The sequence below is a fragment of the Sinanaerobacter chloroacetimidivorans genome (assembly GCF_018128545.1).
Classification (GTDB): domain Bacteria; phylum Bacillota; class Clostridia; order Peptostreptococcales; family Anaerovoracaceae; genus Sinanaerobacter; species Sinanaerobacter chloroacetimidivorans.
This window is the reverse complement of the sequence record NZ_JAGSND010000003.1, coordinates 109732-126830: the sequence shown is the minus strand read 5'-3', so window position 1 is coordinate 126830 and position 17099 is coordinate 109732. Positions and strand designations below refer to the sequence as shown.

General features: G+C 42.4%; 18 protein-coding genes and 1 riboswitch. Of the genes, 7 read left to right on the top strand and 11 right to left on the bottom strand.

Annotation, left to right across the window (positions count from 1 at the left end):
- Positions 1-50: 50 nt before the first annotated feature.
- Positions 51-1007, top strand: coding sequence for a polyprenyl synthetase family protein (locus KCX82_RS06015; RefSeq protein ID WP_227017544.1), 957 nt, complete (start codon positions 51-53; stop codon positions 1005-1007).
- Here KCX82_RS06015 and KCX82_RS06010 read toward each other — a convergent pair.
- Positions 1000-1509, bottom strand: a complete 510-nt coding sequence (locus KCX82_RS06010) for a hypothetical protein (protein WP_227017543.1) — start codon at positions 1507-1509, stop codon at positions 1000-1002. The genes KCX82_RS06015 and KCX82_RS06010 overlap by 8 nt on opposite strands.
- Before the next feature lie 278 nt (positions 1510-1787).
- Between KCX82_RS06010 and KCX82_RS06005 the strand changes: the two genes are divergently transcribed.
- On the top strand, positions 1788-3458 hold the full coding sequence (locus KCX82_RS06005) for a flavin monoamine oxidase family protein (RefSeq protein WP_227017542.1): 1671 nt from the start codon (positions 1788-1790) through the stop codon (positions 3456-3458).
- 28 nt (positions 3459-3486) lie between these two features.
- On the opposite strand, the gene KCX82_RS06000 is transcribed toward KCX82_RS06005, so the two are convergent.
- Positions 3487-5154: a sensor domain-containing diguanylate cyclase gene (locus KCX82_RS06000; protein WP_227017541.1), complete on the bottom strand. Its 1668-nt coding sequence runs from the start codon at positions 5152-5154 to the stop codon at positions 3487-3489.
- Between the two features lie 202 nt (positions 5155-5356).
- Between KCX82_RS06000 and KCX82_RS05995 the strand changes: the two genes are divergently transcribed.
- On the top strand, positions 5357-5545 hold the full coding sequence (locus tag KCX82_RS05995) for a hypothetical protein (RefSeq protein ID WP_227017540.1): 189 nt from the start codon (positions 5357-5359) through the stop codon (positions 5543-5545).
- A gap of 68 nt (positions 5546-5613) precedes the next feature.
- On the opposite strand, the gene KCX82_RS05990 is transcribed toward KCX82_RS05995, so the two are convergent.
- The 5 genes from KCX82_RS05990 to KCX82_RS05970 all read right to left on the bottom strand — a co-directional run bounded on the left by KCX82_RS05990 (position 5614) and on the right by KCX82_RS05970 (position 9626).
- Positions 5614-6321: a GGDEF domain-containing protein gene (locus tag KCX82_RS05990; RefSeq protein ID WP_227017539.1), complete on the bottom strand. Its 708-nt coding sequence runs from the start codon at positions 6319-6321 to the stop codon at positions 5614-5616.
- 10 nt (positions 6322-6331) lie between these two features.
- Positions 6332-6712 (bottom strand): DUF1987 domain-containing protein, encoded by a 381-nt coding sequence (locus tag KCX82_RS05985; protein WP_227017538.1) that lies wholly within the window; start codon positions 6710-6712, stop codon positions 6332-6334.
- A 4-nt stretch (positions 6713-6716) separates the two neighbouring features.
- Positions 6717-7271 (bottom strand): SiaB family protein kinase, encoded by a 555-nt coding sequence (locus KCX82_RS05980; RefSeq protein ID WP_227017537.1) that lies wholly within the window; start codon positions 7269-7271, stop codon positions 6717-6719.
- Positions 7272-7285: 14 nt separating this feature from the next.
- On the bottom strand, positions 7286-9184 hold the full coding sequence (locus tag KCX82_RS05975; protein WP_227017536.1) for a cache domain-containing protein: 1899 nt from the start codon (positions 9182-9184) through the stop codon (positions 7286-7288).
- Positions 9185-9353: 169 nt separating this feature from the next.
- The gene (locus tag KCX82_RS05970; protein WP_227017535.1) at positions 9354-9626 is read right to left on the bottom strand and encodes a hypothetical protein; all 273 of its coding nucleotides are present in this window, start codon (positions 9624-9626) and stop codon (positions 9354-9356) included.
- Positions 9627-9898: 272 nt separating this feature from the next.
- On the opposite strand from KCX82_RS05970, the gene KCX82_RS05965 reads away from it, so the two are divergent.
- The 3 genes from KCX82_RS05965 to KCX82_RS05955 are packed head-to-tail and all read left to right on the top strand — an operon-like array spanning position 9899 to position 11813.
- Complete coding sequence (locus KCX82_RS05965; RefSeq protein WP_227017534.1) at positions 9899-10273, top strand: GntR family transcriptional regulator; 375 nt, start codon at positions 9899-9901, stop codon at positions 10271-10273.
- Positions 10273-11004 (top strand): ABC transporter ATP-binding protein, encoded by a 732-nt coding sequence (locus tag KCX82_RS05960; RefSeq protein ID WP_227017533.1) that lies wholly within the window; start codon positions 10273-10275, stop codon positions 11002-11004. The genes KCX82_RS05965 and KCX82_RS05960 overlap by 1 nt, the downstream gene beginning before the upstream one ends.
- The gene (locus KCX82_RS05955; RefSeq protein WP_227017532.1) at positions 10998-11813 is read left to right on the top strand and encodes a hypothetical protein; all 816 of its coding nucleotides are present in this window, start codon (positions 10998-11000) and stop codon (positions 11811-11813) included. Before KCX82_RS05960 ends, KCX82_RS05955 begins: the two co-directional genes overlap by 7 nt.
- Positions 11814-11848: 35 nt before the next feature.
- On the opposite strand, the gene KCX82_RS22940 is transcribed toward KCX82_RS05955, so the two are convergent.
- Positions 11849-11974: a hypothetical protein gene (locus KCX82_RS22940; RefSeq protein ID WP_264373210.1), complete on the bottom strand. Its 126-nt coding sequence runs from the start codon at positions 11972-11974 to the stop codon at positions 11849-11851.
- Positions 11975-12176: 202 nt separating this feature from the next.
- A riboswitch (cyclic di-GMP riboswitch) is annotated at positions 12177-12261 on the top strand.
- A gap of 75 nt (positions 12262-12336) precedes the next feature.
- Between KCX82_RS22940 and KCX82_RS05950 the strand changes: the two genes are divergently transcribed.
- Positions 12337-13281, top strand: coding sequence for a copper amine oxidase N-terminal domain-containing protein (locus KCX82_RS05950; protein WP_227017531.1), 945 nt, complete (start codon positions 12337-12339; stop codon positions 13279-13281).
- 184 nt (positions 13282-13465) lie between these two features.
- Here KCX82_RS05950 and pylC read toward each other — a convergent pair whose 3' ends face one another.
- From pylC to KCX82_RS05935, 3 genes are all read right to left on the bottom strand, one after another.
- Positions 13466-14587, bottom strand: coding sequence for a 3-methylornithine--L-lysine ligase PylC (gene pylC, locus KCX82_RS05945; RefSeq protein WP_227017530.1), 1122 nt, complete (start codon positions 14585-14587; stop codon positions 13466-13468).
- 17 nt (positions 14588-14604) lie between these two features.
- On the bottom strand, positions 14605-15639 hold the full coding sequence (gene pylB / locus KCX82_RS05940; RefSeq protein ID WP_227017529.1) for a methylornithine synthase PylB: 1035 nt from the start codon (positions 15637-15639) through the stop codon (positions 14605-14607).
- 155 nt (positions 15640-15794) lie between these two features.
- On the bottom strand, positions 15795-16877 hold the full coding sequence (locus KCX82_RS05935) for an NAD(P)H-dependent amine dehydrogenase family protein (RefSeq protein WP_227017528.1): 1083 nt from the start codon (positions 16875-16877) through the stop codon (positions 15795-15797).
- Positions 16878-17099 lie beyond the last annotated feature (222 nt).

Sequence of the window (17099 nt, the reverse complement as noted above, 5' to 3'; positions counted from 1 at the left end):
CGTGTAAAGACGGCCTTGGCCCAACGGAAAAAGAATTACAGGAGCTGACAATGCTGGAAAATCTGAAGAACAATGATACAATCAACAGAAAAATACAATTTGTAGAAAAGATTATGATTAAGAATGTAAAAAGCCGACACAAAAATGTGCAGGATATGCTAACCGAAATGATACATTCGGGAGGGAAGCGGCTGCGCCCTCTATTCTTACTGCTGAGCGCAGAATTCGGGCAAAATAAAACAGAATCCCTTTACGAAGCCGCCGCAGGCATGGAAATGATCCATATGGCCACGCTGATCCATGACGATATCATAGATGAGGCCTCCCTGCGGAGAGGCACGGTGACTGCCCAGTCCCGGTTTGGAAAAGACTATGCTGTTTTCATGGGAGATTTTCTGATGAACAGAAGCTATCTGATGCTGAACGGTAAGGTTTTGGCACCGGAAGTTCGACAAATACAGCATATTATGGAATGCTTATTCTATGGAGAAATGCTGCAATACAACGGTCGTTTCGATCGAAAGAAAACGGTCAGTCAATATATCAGAATTGCGGCAAACAAAACGGCTTCCTTATTTGCTCTGAGTTTTTTTCTGGGTGCGAAAATTTCTGAATGTGAGGAATCCATCTGTAAAGCCCTAAAAAGAACCGGATATTATTTCGGGATCTCCTTTCAAATATTGGATGATCTGTTAGATTTCAGCTCCAGAGAGAGCGATTTAGGGAAAAACATTCAAAAGGATATCCATATGGGGTTTTATACCCTGCCCATGATCTTTGCAGCGAAACAAAATCCTGAAATATGGGGCCTGATCCAAGACTCCCGGTTTGATGAGCTGCAGCAGTGCATCAGAGCGGCAGGGGGTTTCCGGAAAGCCGCAGAACTGGGAGAACAGTATTTGGAAAAAGCCAACAGTGAACTAGCTGAACTTCCTGATATAGAGGCAAAAAAAATCATTCTCCATGCCTTGCAGGACATGAAGAATGCGTTGCAGGAGTTCAGCTGATCCAAGCGCCGCCAAATTCCTTAATTTCCCAGATGTCATTTTTATATTCCACTACTAAATTATCATACCCGATGGCCCCTGTTCCCGATCTCCATTTGGATGCGTCCATGGTAATGGTATTCCCCTCCATGGGTTCATCCTGAATCTGAAAGAGGATTCCCTCGGGGAAATACAAGTCATGAATAAGCCCTTGCTCCTGCAGCTCCTGAAATGTGGTATCCAATACCTCGTACCCATAGCTTTCCAATTGCTTCAGCAGCGCTTCCTTCCCCTCTTCCGTCAAATTCACCATCTCGGTGGTATCAATGGCCAAATACTTGATGTCACCGTTTAATCCGCTGTCTTCCTGATACAGCTGATCAATTACCATCCAATAGGCATCCGCTGCCGAGAGATCCGGACTTCCATAATCCTCACTGCAGGCTGTCAGTATCGGCAAGATCAGGATGAAGATCAAAAATAAGCAGACCCCTTTCCGCTTACCCATTCTACATCGGTTCATAAACGTTCCCCCTTGCTTCCTTCCTCATTTCATATCCCTTTTAATTTAAAAATTTTTTTCGTATCAATACCCTCATTTCATATCCATACTCTCATTTCGTATCAATACCCCTTTTGTTCTTTTCTAACCTAAGAAGTTAGACGAAGGCCGGCATTACTTTGTTCCATATTCTACAGATTTCAAAAAACATGCATATTTACAACGGCTTCGTTCTATAAATTTACAAAGACAACCTGATTTTGAGTAAGAAAATACAGATATAAAAGGGGGAAATTGATATGGCACAGCAGGATTATTACAAGAATCCTACCGACGAACAAAGACATCAGCTGTTTTTAGATTCTTTATACGAAGAAGGAAGGGTGGAAGATTATCAGAATATATTGGAATTGCTGAGTCCTCCGCCGGATATTTTTCAATATGCACCACCGGGTGCATTAAAAAACAAACATATCGGAATTATTGGAGGAGGTCTGGCCGGCATGTCAGCCGCTTATGAGCTTCGAAAGCTGGGAGCTGACATTACCATTTTTGAGGCTGAAAAGGAACGGATCGGCGGTAGAGTTTATACATACTATTTCGAGAGAGGAAAAAAGCAGCTCTACGGGGAGCTCGGCGCCTTCCGTATTCCCGTATCCCATGAAACCACATGGCATTATATCAACCTGTTCCATCTGGATACGGAATCCCTGTTCGCTCCTGCTGCCAACAACTTTATCTATGCCCACGATACGAGGATCCGCAGAAGCCGTGAAGGAGAAGCCGTCACGGAAAAGCTCTACCCCCTTTATGATCTGACAGACTTTGAAAAGAGTACCCCATGGAATAAATTAAACGACTATGCGATGGGGACCATGCTGTATAGTCTCACCCCGAAGCAACGCACGGAAATATTAAAAATACTTCCCGAATATTCTGTGGAGTATTCGGATATTACCAAGCTGAGCACCCGTAGGGTTTTCGAAATGCTGGGCTTAAGCCAGGGTGCCATCAGTCTCATTTCCGGAGTGGATCCTTTTACCGGGGCCCTTCTGGACTTTAGCCATGATGAGGTCATGAACGGCATTTATACCCAGGATTTTCTGAATACCTATCGGATAACCGGAGGGACCGTCAATCTGCCTCTGGCATTTCACCAATCCCTTATGGATAGTGATCCTCCCGAATTCCGGCTTCCTTCATATATTTTGGGAAAAGTCGATTGGAAATCAGGCTGCATTGTGGACGGGATCTCAAAAGCCTCCCACGCCCAGAAGGTACAGCTGCGATATAATAAAATGAAGGGAAGAGACTATGTGGAAGCTTTTGATTATGTAATATGCGCTATTCCTTTCAGTACCTTAAGAGAAATAGATATCTCGCCATTTTTCAGCAATCAGAAAATGCAGGCAATTAAAGAATTAAGCTATTGCGATGCACAGAAGACTCTCTTTCTGTGTAAGACACGGTTCTGGGAAGAGGACGCCTATTACGGAGAAATGAATGGCGGTATCTCCTTTACAGATCTTCCTATCCAATCCATCCTCTATCCTCCGGACCATCTCCGGTGTGAAGCTTACGAAGATTGCTCCTATAAAGATCCTGGTGTGATGACCGCATCCTATAATCTCGAACAGGATGCCTGGCGGCTTTCCAACCAGAATCAGGACCGCAGGATCCTTCTGATTAAAAGAAACGTAGAGGAGGTTCACGGACTTCCCCCTGGTTTTCTGGATCCTCTGGTTCACAGTTACAAAACCGCACATTGGAATAACGAGCAATGGTTCCGCGGTGCGTTTGCGGTAAGCGGACCCGGTCAGAAGCTGAACTTCGCCTATACCAATTCACAATCGGAATATAACAGCAGAGTATTCTTTGCCGGTGAACATATTTCCACAAAGCAGGGGTGGCTTCAGGGTGCCTTATATACGGGAAAGGCTGCTGCCAACCAGCTTGCAATGCAGCTATAGGGGAACCTCCTTAGGGTTCCCTTTTCATTTACAGATATTGCAGATACAGGTCAGGAAAACTTTCCTTATTTTCATACATAGCCTGGTCTGTTCTGTTCAGAAAACCTTGAAAGCCGGAATCCCGATGAGGGTCAAACACAGCTGAGCCCACTGCGATTTCAAAAGGATAGGCCGTATTGCTTCCGATTTCCTTTACCAGCCGCCGAAATGCAGTAAGGAGCTCCTGGTAGCATTCATCATTGCATCGGGGAAGAATGCAGGCAAACTCGTCTCCCCCGATTCGATAGCAGCTGCCCGATAGGCTAAACGCCTTTTCTATACAGTCATAGCTTTTGCGAAGGGCTTCATCCCCTGTGACATGCCCGAATTTATCATTGATATATTTCAAATCATTGGTGTCAAAGATCACAAGGCGAAAATCCTTTAATCCTGCTGCTCCTGCGGAAAAATAATGCTCTATGTCATTGTCAAAAGCCCTTCGATTTTTTCCTCCTGTCAGGATATCCTGATATGCCATGCGCTCAAAAAATTGAGCTTCTCTGCTTTTATTGATCACATCACGCCAACGGTGAAGGGAAGACAATCCCAAAATACAAATATATAGGATCAAACCCATTCTTACATACGTGGAAACATCGGTGAAATTGCGACTGAAGAATCCGTAAAACTCCACCGCGGCAAAAGTAAAGAGAATGCTTATGGTGCAGGCAAATCCCAGCGCATTTTTGTTCTTAAATTTAATAATTTCTAAGACAAGGGAAAGAACTGTAAAAGCAATTCCTGTAATCAAGAGGATATGGGTAAGAACAAGAGAGCCGAAAAAACCCCAGATGTCCGTAATTTGCAGTAAAGTACACAGCACTGTATTGATCAGGAAAGCGCAGGCAAGACAGAAATAGATTCTCTTCCACCTGGTTACTACCGTTTCCCGAATATACAGCAGCATCGGAATCGGGAAAAGAGACAGCATAATGTAGGCTAGTCCGCCAATAATAAATTGATTCCCTGTAAAAAATTGCAGCATTTTTGATTCTGCGAGCAGCCAAAGTGAAATAAAAACCGAAAAAAGTCCAAGATAGAACAAAGCCCAATCTTTCGTTCTTACAATCAGGGGAACAGTAATTAATAAAAATCCGATGAGCATGATAAGAAATGAAACGAACAAGCCGAACCAGTATTTTTCGAGCAGGTCGTATAAAACCGCACTTTTGGTCCCGTAAACGATTGGATTCACACAGCCGGAGAAGGAGGAAAAGGGGGAACTGAAGATCAGTGTCAGTTCCTTACCGTCAGAGTCTTCAGGCAAGCGGACGAGATTCCACATGCTTGCCATTGGTATGGTGATAGAGGACTTTGGTTTCTCGATTCCCTGAGAATAAATTTCATCTTGATCAAGCAGGACTTGCAAAGTCTGCATCGAAGTGCGGATGCAGAGCGTTTTTCTCTCGGAAAAATCTCTGTCAAGCCAAATCCTGACTGCATATTTCTCTCCTGCTTCAACCTTTAGCCTGGCGGGAAGATTCAAATTCAGCTGTGTACCGTCAGGTTCCATATAGATCCAATCCTCATTGAGATCCGTTACAGGTTCTGTATTAAATTGTAAATTTTCACCGGGAAATAAGGTACATAAAATAAAAATGACAAGCAGCAAGCTTGCCATTATGATGGATATGATTCCATTCACATTTTTAATCATAAGGACCTCTGCATATTATTGGATTCTTTTACCATATTATACCTGCTGCAAGCCGGATAATCAATAAGAAACATCTGAGTCAGATTCTGCCGGGGCCGATGGTCAGCATCACTCTCAGCAGGCGCGTTCAAGGTGATGCAGGAACAAAAATCCTGACGATATCATAATATAATACATACGATAGAAGAAGGGAGGTATCCGAATGGGCCGCCGTTCAGATTCAGATGTACTTGGCACGACAACGAGACGCCGCAAGGATTCAGATGTACTTGGTGTAACAAAGGATCGTGACTTCGATTTATTATCCGATTTTAGAAGAAGCCGCTGCTTTTTAGTTGTTTGGAAGGATGAACGCGGGAGACGCAGATGCAAATGCTGCTGCCGCGATTGAGATGAAACTTAGGATGATCTAAAAAAAGTATTATAAAAAATACGTCCATCCTAAGATGGACGTTTTCTTTAACGATAGCAGCGCCGCCCGTCTTTTTTCGCCCGGTACAGGGCTTGATCCGCAACGTTGAGCAACGATTCCATTTTCATTTCCGCATCCGGTGTCGTATATCCGATGCCGATGGAAACGGATACAATGCAGTCTATCGAATCTATTTTATTGACTATATTAAGCTGTTCGATATTTGTAAGTACCCTTTCTGCGTTCTCAGTACACTCTTTTACATTGGTATCCAGCAGAAGCACCACAAATTCTTCCCCGCCAAAACGCGCTACGAAAGTATTGGGCCCTTTTACCGTATCTTCAATGGTGCTGGCAATAATCTGCAGACACTTGTCCCCTTGTAAATGACCATAGGAATCATTGTATTTTTTAAAGTGATCGATATCAATCATAAGAATCCCAAGGGTAGATTGGGACTCAACCGCTTTATTCCATTCTTTCTGATAGGTTTCATTAAAAAATCTTCGATTATAAAGTCCGGTCAGCCCGTCTATTTGTGATAACTGTTCCAGCTCGCCTGACATGGAATTCAGTTTTGATTGCATGATATCGGACATTTTTACCATGGTCCTCATTTGTCTTAACAGTCTTTTATATTGAGCTAAGAGTTTGCGGTACAAATCTTCGTCGGCAAATGAAGAAAATACTTTTGACTGAAGCAGGTTTTCCGCTTCAACAATAACTTCTCCTTCTTTTTCAAATATATCCTCCATTGTGATCCTCCTAAATCAGCACAATGTTGAACGGAAGATTATCCAGATCTTCTTTAAACTCTTCTCCGCATTCTATGGCAGTTTCGTTTTTTTCATCACATTTCCAATTTACTAAAATCTCTTTACCGTTTCTCACAGCTTCCTGCAGCAAATCAAACATTGTCATAAAGACCTTTGATGAGCTGCTGTTAAAATAAATAATTTCAAATTCCAAAGTTGCCTTTCTCGTTTCCGGAGACGCCATAAATTCTTTAAGCCATTCCAAAACCGGAGCATAAAACTTAGCCGAGTTTTCAGGAAAAGATTCGCCATGAAGAGTCAGTATATTTGTTGACTGGCTGAAATGAATAAATGGTGTTGACTGTGTCTTTTCGATGATTAAATCTTCCATTTTCTTACCTCCCCACAACTACTCTAATTGTAAAAAATGAAAATTCCCGATCAATAGGTAAAAAACTATATTCCAAGGGTTCCGTTCCCTTCCTGGCCATTTCTATCAATCCTAACCCTGCTCCTTTGCTGTCAGGCGAAGGTTCCATTCTTCGCCGCTCTTTATACAATGCTTTCAATTCCTCTTTATTTAAATGTCGTACATACTCCAGTTTTTCCGTCAGAGCGGGAATATCACCGTTGTATACCTTATTTCCGCATAGGATAAAATACCCGTTTTTCTCATGGCCGATAACCACTACCCCTACTCTCAGCTCATTTTCCACCGTCTCCGGAATGGCAAGCCGTTCTGCCGAATAGTTTAAAATGTTTTGCATCTGCTCAATAAATACGGAGAAAACCGATTGTGCGGTAAGATTCCCCGCTTCCTCATATTCCAGATTCTTTCTAAGAGTTTGTGCTACGCCCTCTATGCTGGCATGGGCAATAGGTCCGCAATAATAAAAAATAATATTCTTTCCTTTAGCATCCTGATAAAATTCATAAAGATTCAGATTCATAAACTTCCTCCCAGTTATAAACGAAAACCGAACATGGTAACGTCATCCCGCGACATCTCATCCTTCTTATAATTTTCATAGGTGGTCCAAATAATTTCTTTTTGCTCTTCCATGGTACATTGCTGAATGGATTCCAATACTGCCAGCAGCCTTTTCTTGCCGAAGGGAAGCCTGTTTTCTCCCCCTACCTGGTCCTTCATCCCATCGGTAGCTAAATAAAAGGACATACCCTTCTCTAATTGAATCGTTTCATTGGTAAAGTCCTTATCCTTGTTGCTCGATTCCACCCCTATGGTCTTTGCAATTCCTTTTATTTCTGTTGTTTCTCCGTCTTTAATCACATACAGTGAAATACGGGCACCGGAATAGAGAATCTTACCGTGATTGGAAACAAAGATGATTCCGGCGTCCAGTCCATCCTGAATATCGCTGCCATTGCTGCCCCTTCTCAAGGATTGATTCAAAAGCTGATTCAATTCGTTCAGGATAAAAGCAGGATCATCATGACAGATAACGTCTGCAATACGATCCAGTATGGCGCTGACGGCCATTGTCATCAGGGCTCCCGGTACACCGTGACCTGTGCAGTCACCCACGGCAATGGTGAAACCGTCCTCAAATTTTCTCATCCAGTATAAATCTCCGCCTACCACATCTCTGGGCTTCCAGATGATAAAATAATCCTTCAGCATTTTGCTTATTTCAATATCATCAGGCAGAATGGTCTGTTGTATCATTTTTGCGTACTCGATACTATCCTGTATTTTTGCATTTTTTTCGTTAAGTTCTCTCGTTCGTTCAGTTACTTTATGCTCTAAAGTCATACTGTAATTTTGAATGGTATCTGCCATATTGTTAAAGGCTTTTCCAAGCTCGCCGATTTCATCATCCGAACTGATTTTACATCGGACATCCATTTCCTTATCTCCAAACTGCTTGACTATTTTCGTCAGATGCAGCACAGGCTTCAGCAAGCCGCTCAGCAGAAGAAAGATTACCGCCATACTGATGCAGATGGAAATGATACAAGCATAGGCAAAGCCCTGTAGCAGCGTATGTAGATTATCCGTCACCTCCGATGTCGGAATGGAAAACCCCAAAATCCATTGGGAAGTACCGATTTCCGACAAATAAAAATATTTCTGTTTACCATCGTAATCTTGCAGTTGAACAAGCGTATAGGTGCCTCTGTCTATCTGATCTGCCAGCTGGCTCAGTCTGCCATTAAGAATTTCCTCGATTTGATAGGATCTTTTTTCTGTCGGGTAGAAGCTATGATTTGGATAGGCCATAATATTCTTTTGGCCATCCATTAAAAACGCATAGCTGTCACTGGTAAATTTTATATTATTTACCAGTTGGACCAGATAATCCACTGTTATGTCTGCTGCGAGTACACCAACTGTCTGGTTGCCCATCACTAGCGGTTCGGAGATGGTAATCACCATTTTCCCGGTGTCACTATCCACATACGGAGGTGTCAGCACAATGCCGTCCACGTTTACGGCCTGCTTGTACCAATCCCGTGTGGTGCAGTCATAATCGGCTGTAGGCTGCCACCCCGTGCCGGACAAAAGACGTTTATCCTGAAAACCGATATAGTAATCGAGTACCTGTCCGTCAGCAAACTGCAGCTTCTGCTTCAATAATGTTTCGATATGCTCTTCGTTATAAAAGGAAGCGTTGATTTCAATATCTTCTTTGATATTATTAAGATGATTGATTTGACTCTTAAGCCACGAATCAATTTCATAAGAATATCGCTGTGAGGCCATCTCAATCTTTGATTTCGTGGTGTCCAATACAACACGATAAGATATGATATAGCTGACAGTCGATACGATGGCAAGGCTAATCAGGCATACAAGAGTAATGGAAAAAAAATACTTCTTCTTCAAACTTAAATTATTCAAAGCCATACTCCTTCATAATCCGACAATCTAATTAAGATATTATAGCATACTTATGACAATTTCTGCTATATAGAGTTTTATTTTCAAATAAAAAAAGAGCGAATTAGGAAATCAAAGATTTCTATTCGCTCATGCTGCCTGCGGGGCAAAGATTGAAAACTACCGGCTATCAAGAATCATTTCGTTTAAAAAAGTACTCCAGTGTTTTAAAATTTTCATTGGTTGCTTTATAGTCCTTTATAAATTTTTTAACTTCATGAATCAGCCATCCATAGGAAAAGATCTGAAACAAAGCCAAAAAAGAAAACATATGGATCTTTTTTATCATTTCCGAATGGATATTCAATGAATCTACATAGACGCTGACGATAAGAAAAGTAATAAACGCAATAACCATTCCCAAAAAAGAATACCATTTGATTCGATTTAAAATATTCAACAATCATCAACCCCTTACTGCAGTTCTCTTCCCGATGGAATGTTATCATAAATTTATTCTTGTATACAATATATTCATGTATACAAGAATAATCGATACCGCTCCTTTTGAATAGTCCAAAAGGATAAAATGTTGTATCGGAAGGACGAAATGTGCCGGCTGTTGAATAAAAAAATTGTATAAAAAAAATTTTGATTTTCTATTGACATCATTGTTATTTTGTATTATTGTACTAAGTGATTAATACAGTAATACAAAAGGAGGTTTACTATAATATGACAAATCAGTTTCAGTCAAACATGCCCATCTACTTGCAGCTGGTTAACAATTTCAAGCATAGAATTGTCTCAGGGGAATTACAGGCCGGTTCTAAGCTTGAATCTGTAAGAGATCTGGCGATCCGGTTTGAAGTGAATCCCAATACCATGCAGCGGGCACTTACGGAATTGGAACGGGGTGGGCTTGTTTACGCAGAACGTACCACTGGGCGATTTATTACACAAAATAAGGAGTTGATTGCAAAAATGAGAGAAGCAGTTGCACAGGAGATAATAGATCAGTTTATTGAACAGATGAAAAGCCTTGGGTTTACCAATCAGGAAGCTATGGATCTGATTCGAAAAAAGATAGAGAAAGGAGCGTCTAAATAATGATGCAACACAATACGCAAGGATCTGCAAAAGACGTCAAACTGGTGGAGATCCAAAACTTGACAAAACATTATAAAAATAAAGCTGCATTACTTGATTTAAACCTAACGCTGGAGCCGGGTCATATCGTAGGATTGCTGGGTCCCAACGGCAGCGGAAAAACAACTTTGCTTAAAATATTGACAGGAGTTATCAGAGATTACAGCGGAAAAGTCACCATTCAGGGAAATGAAATTGGTCCGTCGACGAAAGCGCTGGTATCTTATTTGCCCGACTCCTCCTACTTCAGCCCCTGGATGTGTCCGCTGGATGTAATCTCCCTCTTCAAGGATTTCTATTCTGATTTCGATGAGAAAAAATGTATCGAAATGCTTGGCAGACTGGGTCTTTCAGAGAAGCAAAAGATTAAAACCATGTCCAAAGGGATGCTGGAAAAGTTCCAGCTTTGCCTGGTAATGTCCAGAAACGCACTGCTGTATCTATTGGATGAACCCATCGGCGGTGTTGATCCTGCTGCCAGAGACTTCATTCTTGATACAATTTTATCAAACTATAACGAAGCGGGTACTATTTTTATGTCTACTCATCTCATTTCCAATGTGGAGAGAATCTTCGATACCGTGATGTTTCTGAAAGAGGGAGAAATTGTTCTGCAGGACGATATCGACAATATCAGATTAAAGGAAGGAAAATCCATTGATCAGTTATTCAGGGAGGTATTCAAATGCTAAGTAAATTAATCAAATATGACATCAAATCAACCTGGAGGGATTTTTCCGGTGTTTATATGGCTATACTGCTGGGAGTCATCATCGTTCCCCTTATGCTGAACAATATGAGCAATCAATTTATCAGTATGGCTGCAGGCTTTCTAGCCTTTGGAATCGTCATTGCCGTTATTGTTGTAATGATTGTAAATCTATTTAAGATCTTCAATACCAACGTCTTCTCAAGAGAAGGCTATTTAACCCTGACCCTTCCGGTAACCTCAGCACAGATCGTTTTTTCAAAGCTGATTGTCAGCTCCATGTGGATCGTGTTAACCGGCCTGGTTTCCATGATCGGTATATTCATCTTTGCTCTGGTTCTAAATCCGGTTTCTTATATAGAGATTGGTGACGGTCTTCGAAAACTTTTTTCGCTGATAAATGGCAAAACCTCTTTTACCATGATATTGATAATCATGTCCGTGATTTTGTCTTCGGTGAAAGAAGTGGCAAAATTATTTCTAGCCTGCTCCATTGCGCATTTAAAGCAGTTGAACCGTTTCCGAATACCCGCAGGCATTCTCTCCTATTTCATCTTTTCTTGGGCAGAAACGCTGGTCGTACAAAGCTTTACTCTGATTGCCAGCCTTTTGCCGAATGCGGGAGAATGGATAAACAAGTTCAATGCCATTTCCGACCCGGGAAGTTTCATGCAAATGCAAGGTTTGTTTAATGGTGTTATAGGCGTGGGAATCCTTTATGCTTTACTGCTTATTGCCGGATACAGCATGGGCACTGTTTGGATTTTAAACCATAAATTAGACTTGGATTAGAATAAAAGTCCTGACCATTACGTGGCCAGGGCTTTTTACTTTTCTTCAACAACAATTCCATACCTTGATCCATAAGCTGCCAAGAGGTTATATATTTGAGAACGCATTTTGTCCGTATTGCCGATGGCATTCCTTGCCAGATAGAAAGAAGCGCTGCTCATTGACACGAAACCAGTTACATCAGCAACGCTCCCCTTTTAACGACGGTTATGAATATCGACCTTATCATAATGTCTTTTCCACGATTGGAAAAGACAAAAAGGACGAAATGTTGTCTAGGAAGGACGAAATGTGATAAAAAAACAAATATTCAGATAAAATCGTATTGCAAAATACAATTTATTATACTAAAATGAAGGTATCTCCGATAAATGGCAAACTTGTTGAAAAGCAAGGACGCAAAACCACGGGTCTAACGCAATTACGCTATGATAGCCGGGTCGCCGAAGAGCAGACAAAAAACGTACTGTATGCTTTGGCATACAGTTTTTTTGTATAAACGGAGATAGAAAAGGAGGAATATTTGAAAAAACTAATCGTATTTGTTATTGCAGCAACACTGGTACTATCTCCAACGTTCAGTGTCTTTTCAGGAGGAAACGGAAATGGAAATTCCTCAGGAGGCGGCAAGGATAACCCGCTAAAAACAGAAAAGCCTGAAAAACCAGAAAAAAACCAAAATGGTCAGTCTGATTTGCAGAAAACATTCAAGCAGGAACTGAATCAGGAAAAAAAGCTTGTATCTCAAAGCAAACAGGCCATAGAAACTGAGAAGCTGTCACTGGAATCACAGTACCAAGAGCTTTTAGCAGCAGGCAGCACTGCTGAAGCGGAAGCGATTCTCCTTGAGATTCAAGAGCTGGACAAGCAGCTTGCCGATCTACAGGGGCAGATCAAACAGCTGATCAACGAACGTTATATGGTAGCCAAAAGCACCTATACGGCCGAAGAACTGTCACAATTTGAAAATGCTGCAGCTCTGATTGAACGAATGTACGCAGATGCCAATGTTCTTGACTTAGGTTCTATTATTATTAAGGACAATATCATAAAGCTCGATGCCCCTGCGTATATCAAAGGAGGAAGAACCATCATTCCGGTCAGAGCTATTACCGAGGAGTTGGGAGCCGCTGTTACCTGGGATCCTGATACGAAATCTGCTACCATAGCTAAAGATGGTATTGAGATCGTATTGACAATGAACAGTAAAGAAGTGCTTGTCAACGGAGTGACCCAGCAGATTGATGTGCCTGCTGAAGTCACAAACGGAAAAGCCTATGTACCCTTAAAATTCATTGTCGAAACCTTCGGTCTATATGCGAACTGGGATCAGGAAAATGAAGTTATCGATATAGGCGAAGAAAATCCCGGCGAAACTCCAACCACCTCAGACGGCGCTATTGATGTAACGGATGGCGCTATTGATGTAACGGAGGAAAGCCAGACGACCAGCGGAGCTATCGACTGACAGAAAATACCGATGTAACCGAAGTTGCTGAACTGCAGCTGCAACAAAGGTTTACTGAGCTACAAGAAGATACTGGAGCTACAACAGAAAAACACTTGCTATTGCCAAAATATTTTGTTTTGTGTAGATTTTAAGTAAATAAAAAGCCGTCTCTGAAATATCAGGGACGGTTTCTTTTTATCTATTATCTGCAACTTTTCAGGGTCTGTATCATATGATTGCGTTTTCGTTCCAATTCCTCTGCCGTATCCGCCCAGTTGATGAAGGTCCCGCACCATTCGTCATGGTCCCCGTCATAGTCCGATAAGACTTCATCAGCTCCGCAGAAGTTTTTTCTGAGAGAAAGCGGCCTGGCTCCGCTCATGATATGCTCTCCGGAAGCAAAATATCCGGCTTTGCTGATTTTGTAGTGCTCATAGGTGCAATATTTCCCCAAGTCTGTGTAACTCGCTTTGAAATCTCCATACAAGGTAATATCAGCCAATTCTGAAAGCAGGTTGGCTCCTGAAGCGTGATAAACCACTGTGGGAGTCTGACTTGGAATTCTGGCATCGATTTCCAGTACTTTCAAAACCCCATCATCATCGATGACTTCCACATCCATGATTCCATGCAATTTTACCAATTCTGCCAGTTTACATCCTATTTCTTCCAAATGTTTTTGCTGTTCTTCTGCTACAGGACAGGGCGAAGTAACCATTTTGCAGTCATATATCTCATCCATGTGGATTTCGGTGATTTTATATGCCCTGTAATTCCCGGGAACTCCGATTACCTCTATAGAATAGGAAGGCCCCTCCAGAAATTCCTGAACGACCCAGCTGCCCGCTGCCCCTTCGATTTTTAAAAAAGCTTCCACCTCCCGGCTGGTTGCTGCCTTTTGTACTCCTGTGCTCCCGCTTTCACCGGAAGGTTTGATTATGTATGGACTTTTACACCGGGGATAATAACAGGGAGACGAAATGTCATTTTCCCTGATTAGTTTATCTGATTTCAGCTTTGACGAGGTAATCCTGTATGCATGCATATCGAAGGCTAATCTGAGATGATATTCCTCCGCAATTTCAGCCAAAGCCTTATGTACTTCATCATTTTCCAATGCCGGCAATATAAAATCCGCCCTTTTTAAAATGTCAATAAGCGCCTTCTCTTTTTTACGCACATCGAAAAGAAAAAATTCATCACATATACCGGAAGCAGGCGTCTTTTCTTTCTTATCGATGAGAATGCTCTTCATTCCTGCTTTTCCTGCCAGATAAACAGCTTCCGTTCCTTGCAGTTTACCGCCAACAATTGCAACCTCCATAGTCGAGCACCTCCATCCTACTCCTGTCTTTCTCTTAATACGTTAAGATATTCTATGTATTCTTCTGCAGGAGCAACGGAAAGATTCATCTCATTCAATATGTGTTTCACTTCTTCTGCAGTACGTCCGCCTTCATCAACGTCCATGGTATTTTGCGCTACCCCCATAAGGCCTGACCTGGGCGGAATAATGGAGGTGACGACGCTGGCCCCGGCATTGATTCTGCCCCGAAGCCCTTTGATGCCATCTACATCCAAAGATGCGGGGATCAAGGCATAGGGATACAGGATACGCATCAGCGCAATGATCTTCATTTCCAAGGTCCTGTCGGGTGTTTCGGCCAGCTCCATGGGGCTTCCTTTTTGCGGAACAAAGCTCATGACTCTCATCTGACTCGCACCGATCCTGCCCATCTCCAGAAGAGAATCCGCAATATCTTCCACGGTTTCGCCCACTCCGGCAAGCAACCCTTCTTCTATCAGCATTCCCTTTCGTTTCGCGTATAATTTGATGTTCATACGCTCGTCGTAATCCTGCTCAATTCTAAGTTGTTGGAACAATCGGAGATTGTGGGTTTCCTGGTAGAGCGCATACCATTCCGTACCCAAAGATGCGAATTCGTCAACTAAGCTCTGGCTGATAACACCGGGTGAAATCATCACCGGGAGATTGGTCTCCTTTCTAATGGTTTTCGTAATGTCCAGGACGGTTTTAAAATCCTCATTATGGTACTTTTGGTCTTCTCCCATGGTGAGATCGATAAGATTGACGCCTGACGCCGCCAGCTGTTTGGCGATCTCCACCACTTCCGCCGGGGATTTGCGATACCTTTCGATCTGATTGGATTTTCTGTAAAAACAAAAGTTACAGTTATTTCTGCACCAGGTAGAAAAATACACGAAGCCATAGATAAAAATTTTGTTGCCGAAAACTTTCTCTCTTTCCTGCTGTGCTTTTAAAAACAGGCTTTCCGCCACGGATTCCCTGTCATCTTTCAATAAATGAATGATCTCCTCCCGGGTTATCGGTCGTTCCTTAATATCCTTATTCATCTTTTCTTCACCATTTGCCTTGCTTGAAACTTCATTGCTTAACGTATTCTTTGGAAACTAATCCACTGATTATTTAAAAAGTATATATCGCTTTCTATATAATAGCAATCCTAAACAATGCTAAAAAAAAGATGCTTCCTATAGAATCCTTTATTTTATCTGCTTTTTACATACTCATGCATCGGCCTTGCCATATAGGCGTTATCCGGCATTTTGTCCGTTGTGATATATCCCGGAGGGCTGTCAATAAGCTGAGGAATGCGATTGACAATAGTACCGCAGGTCAGTTCCACCGTAGCGGGACGATTTACGATTACTGTAGTTTCAGGTTCTCCGAACAAAGTCCATTCATTCTTGTCATACTCATCTGGGGCATACACCTTACCGATGCACTCAGTTTCCAGTGTAATTCCTTCGGCAGTTTCGGTGGTTACAATAGCGGACATTCCTGTAGCATCTCCGGCCTTAATGGTCATGTCAAGCGTAGAGGAATGGAGATCTGACTGATAGGTATGAGGCACACACTTCTGGGTCTGAGATAGGATGGTAAGTCCGAGCCTGCTGCACAGCCAGCCGTTCTGGTTCCACATATACGACGGGATATACGCTCCCTTGATAACCAGTTCTTTGATCTCGTCGGAGGACAGGCTGTTATAATTGCCGATCTCCCGATGAAACTCTTCGATGGTCAATCCTGCCCCATGGCCCTTAGCCAGTGCAATACCATAATCTTCAACATTATAGCTGCTGCTGCCTTTTATCTTCGTAATAGAAACAGAAGAACCCGCAAGATTCGTCACCATAGTGCCCCAGAAAAGGTCGGGATATCCGCTGCCGCAAAGGGTGCATCCGCCTGCCTTAGCCAGTTCATCCAGTTCTCTTGTGATATCCGGAGAAGAGTTCCACGGAAACAGTGCTTCCTCACAGGTGGAGATGGCGTTTACTCCATTTTTCGCACAAAGGGCAAATGCCTCCTTCAATTCTGCCATGGTGCTTCGCGTTGCGATAATACAAACATCGGGCTTTGTCTGCTTTAAAACTTCGTCTGCCTTTGCCGCATCTGTAACCTTGATTCCCAGCGGTGCAGTGCCAATAATTTCACCGATATCCCTGCCGATTACCCCGGGATTTGCGTCGAATGCCGCAACCAGTTCCCCGCCTTTTTCCATGGCATACCGCATGAGATAAACGCTCATCTTACCGCAGCCATACTGTACAATCTTCACCTTTCGATCCATATTGCTACCTCCCTATTCTTTTTTCCCGCCTGTCATGTAAAACGGTTACCCTTATAGAGGTAGTATAAAAGTTATAGCTGGTATAAAGTCAATCCTAAATTTTCAAAGCTTTAAAGCTTTAGAGAATCTTGATTTACCTTTTCACGTGATGATTTTCATATATTCCCGGCCTTTTCATTCACCGGCAGAATTATACCATTGCATAAAACGGACAAAAAAAAA

What these genes read in the sequence shown, in the direction of transcription:
- KCX82_RS05980 (WP_227017537.1), bottom strand. Translation starts at nt 7,271, where the DNA reads ATGAATCTGAATCTTTATGAATTTTATCAGGATGCTAAAGGAAAGAAT.
- pylC (WP_227017530.1), bottom strand. Translation starts at nt 14,587, where the DNA reads ATGGAGGTTGCAATTGTTGGCGGTAAACTGCAAGGAACGGAAGCTGTT.
- KCX82_RS06015 (WP_227017544.1), top strand. Translation starts at nt 51, where the DNA reads ATGCTGGAAAATCTGAAGAACAATGATACAATCAACAGAAAAATACAA.
- KCX82_RS05990 (WP_227017539.1), bottom strand. Translation starts at nt 6,321, where the DNA reads ATGGAGGATATATTTGAAAAAGAAGGAGAAGTTATTGTTGAAGCGGAA.
- pylB (WP_227017529.1), bottom strand. Translation starts at nt 15,639, where the DNA reads ATGAATAAGGATATTAAGGAACGACCGATAACCCGGGAGGAGATCATT.
- KCX82_RS05935 (WP_227017528.1), bottom strand. Translation starts at nt 16,877, where the DNA reads ATGGATCGAAAGGTGAAGATTGTACAGTATGGCTGCGGTAAGATGAGC.
- KCX82_RS22940 (WP_264373210.1), bottom strand. Translation starts at nt 11,974, where the DNA reads ATGAGCAGCGCTTCTTTCTATCTGGCAAGGAATGCCATCGGCAATACG.
- KCX82_RS06010 (WP_227017543.1), bottom strand. Translation starts at nt 1,509, where the DNA reads ATGAACCGATGTAGAATGGGTAAGCGGAAAGGGGTCTGCTTATTTTTG.
- KCX82_RS06005 (WP_227017542.1), top strand. Translation starts at nt 1,788, where the DNA reads ATGGCACAGCAGGATTATTACAAGAATCCTACCGACGAACAAAGACAT.
- KCX82_RS05995 (WP_227017540.1), top strand. Translation starts at nt 5,357, where the DNA reads ATGGGCCGCCGTTCAGATTCAGATGTACTTGGCACGACAACGAGACGC.
- KCX82_RS05960 (WP_227017533.1), top strand. Translation starts at nt 10,273, where the DNA reads ATGATGCAACACAATACGCAAGGATCTGCAAAAGACGTCAAACTGGTG.
- KCX82_RS06000 (WP_227017541.1), bottom strand. Translation starts at nt 5,154, where the DNA reads ATGATTAAAAATGTGAATGGAATCATATCCATCATAATGGCAAGCTTG.
- KCX82_RS05965 (WP_227017534.1), top strand. Translation starts at nt 9,899, where the DNA reads ATGACAAATCAGTTTCAGTCAAACATGCCCATCTACTTGCAGCTGGTT.
- KCX82_RS05955 (WP_227017532.1), top strand. Translation starts at nt 10,998, where the DNA reads ATGCTAAGTAAATTAATCAAATATGACATCAAATCAACCTGGAGGGAT.
- KCX82_RS05985 (WP_227017538.1), bottom strand. Translation starts at nt 6,712, where the DNA reads ATGGAAGATTTAATCATCGAAAAGACACAGTCAACACCATTTATTCAT.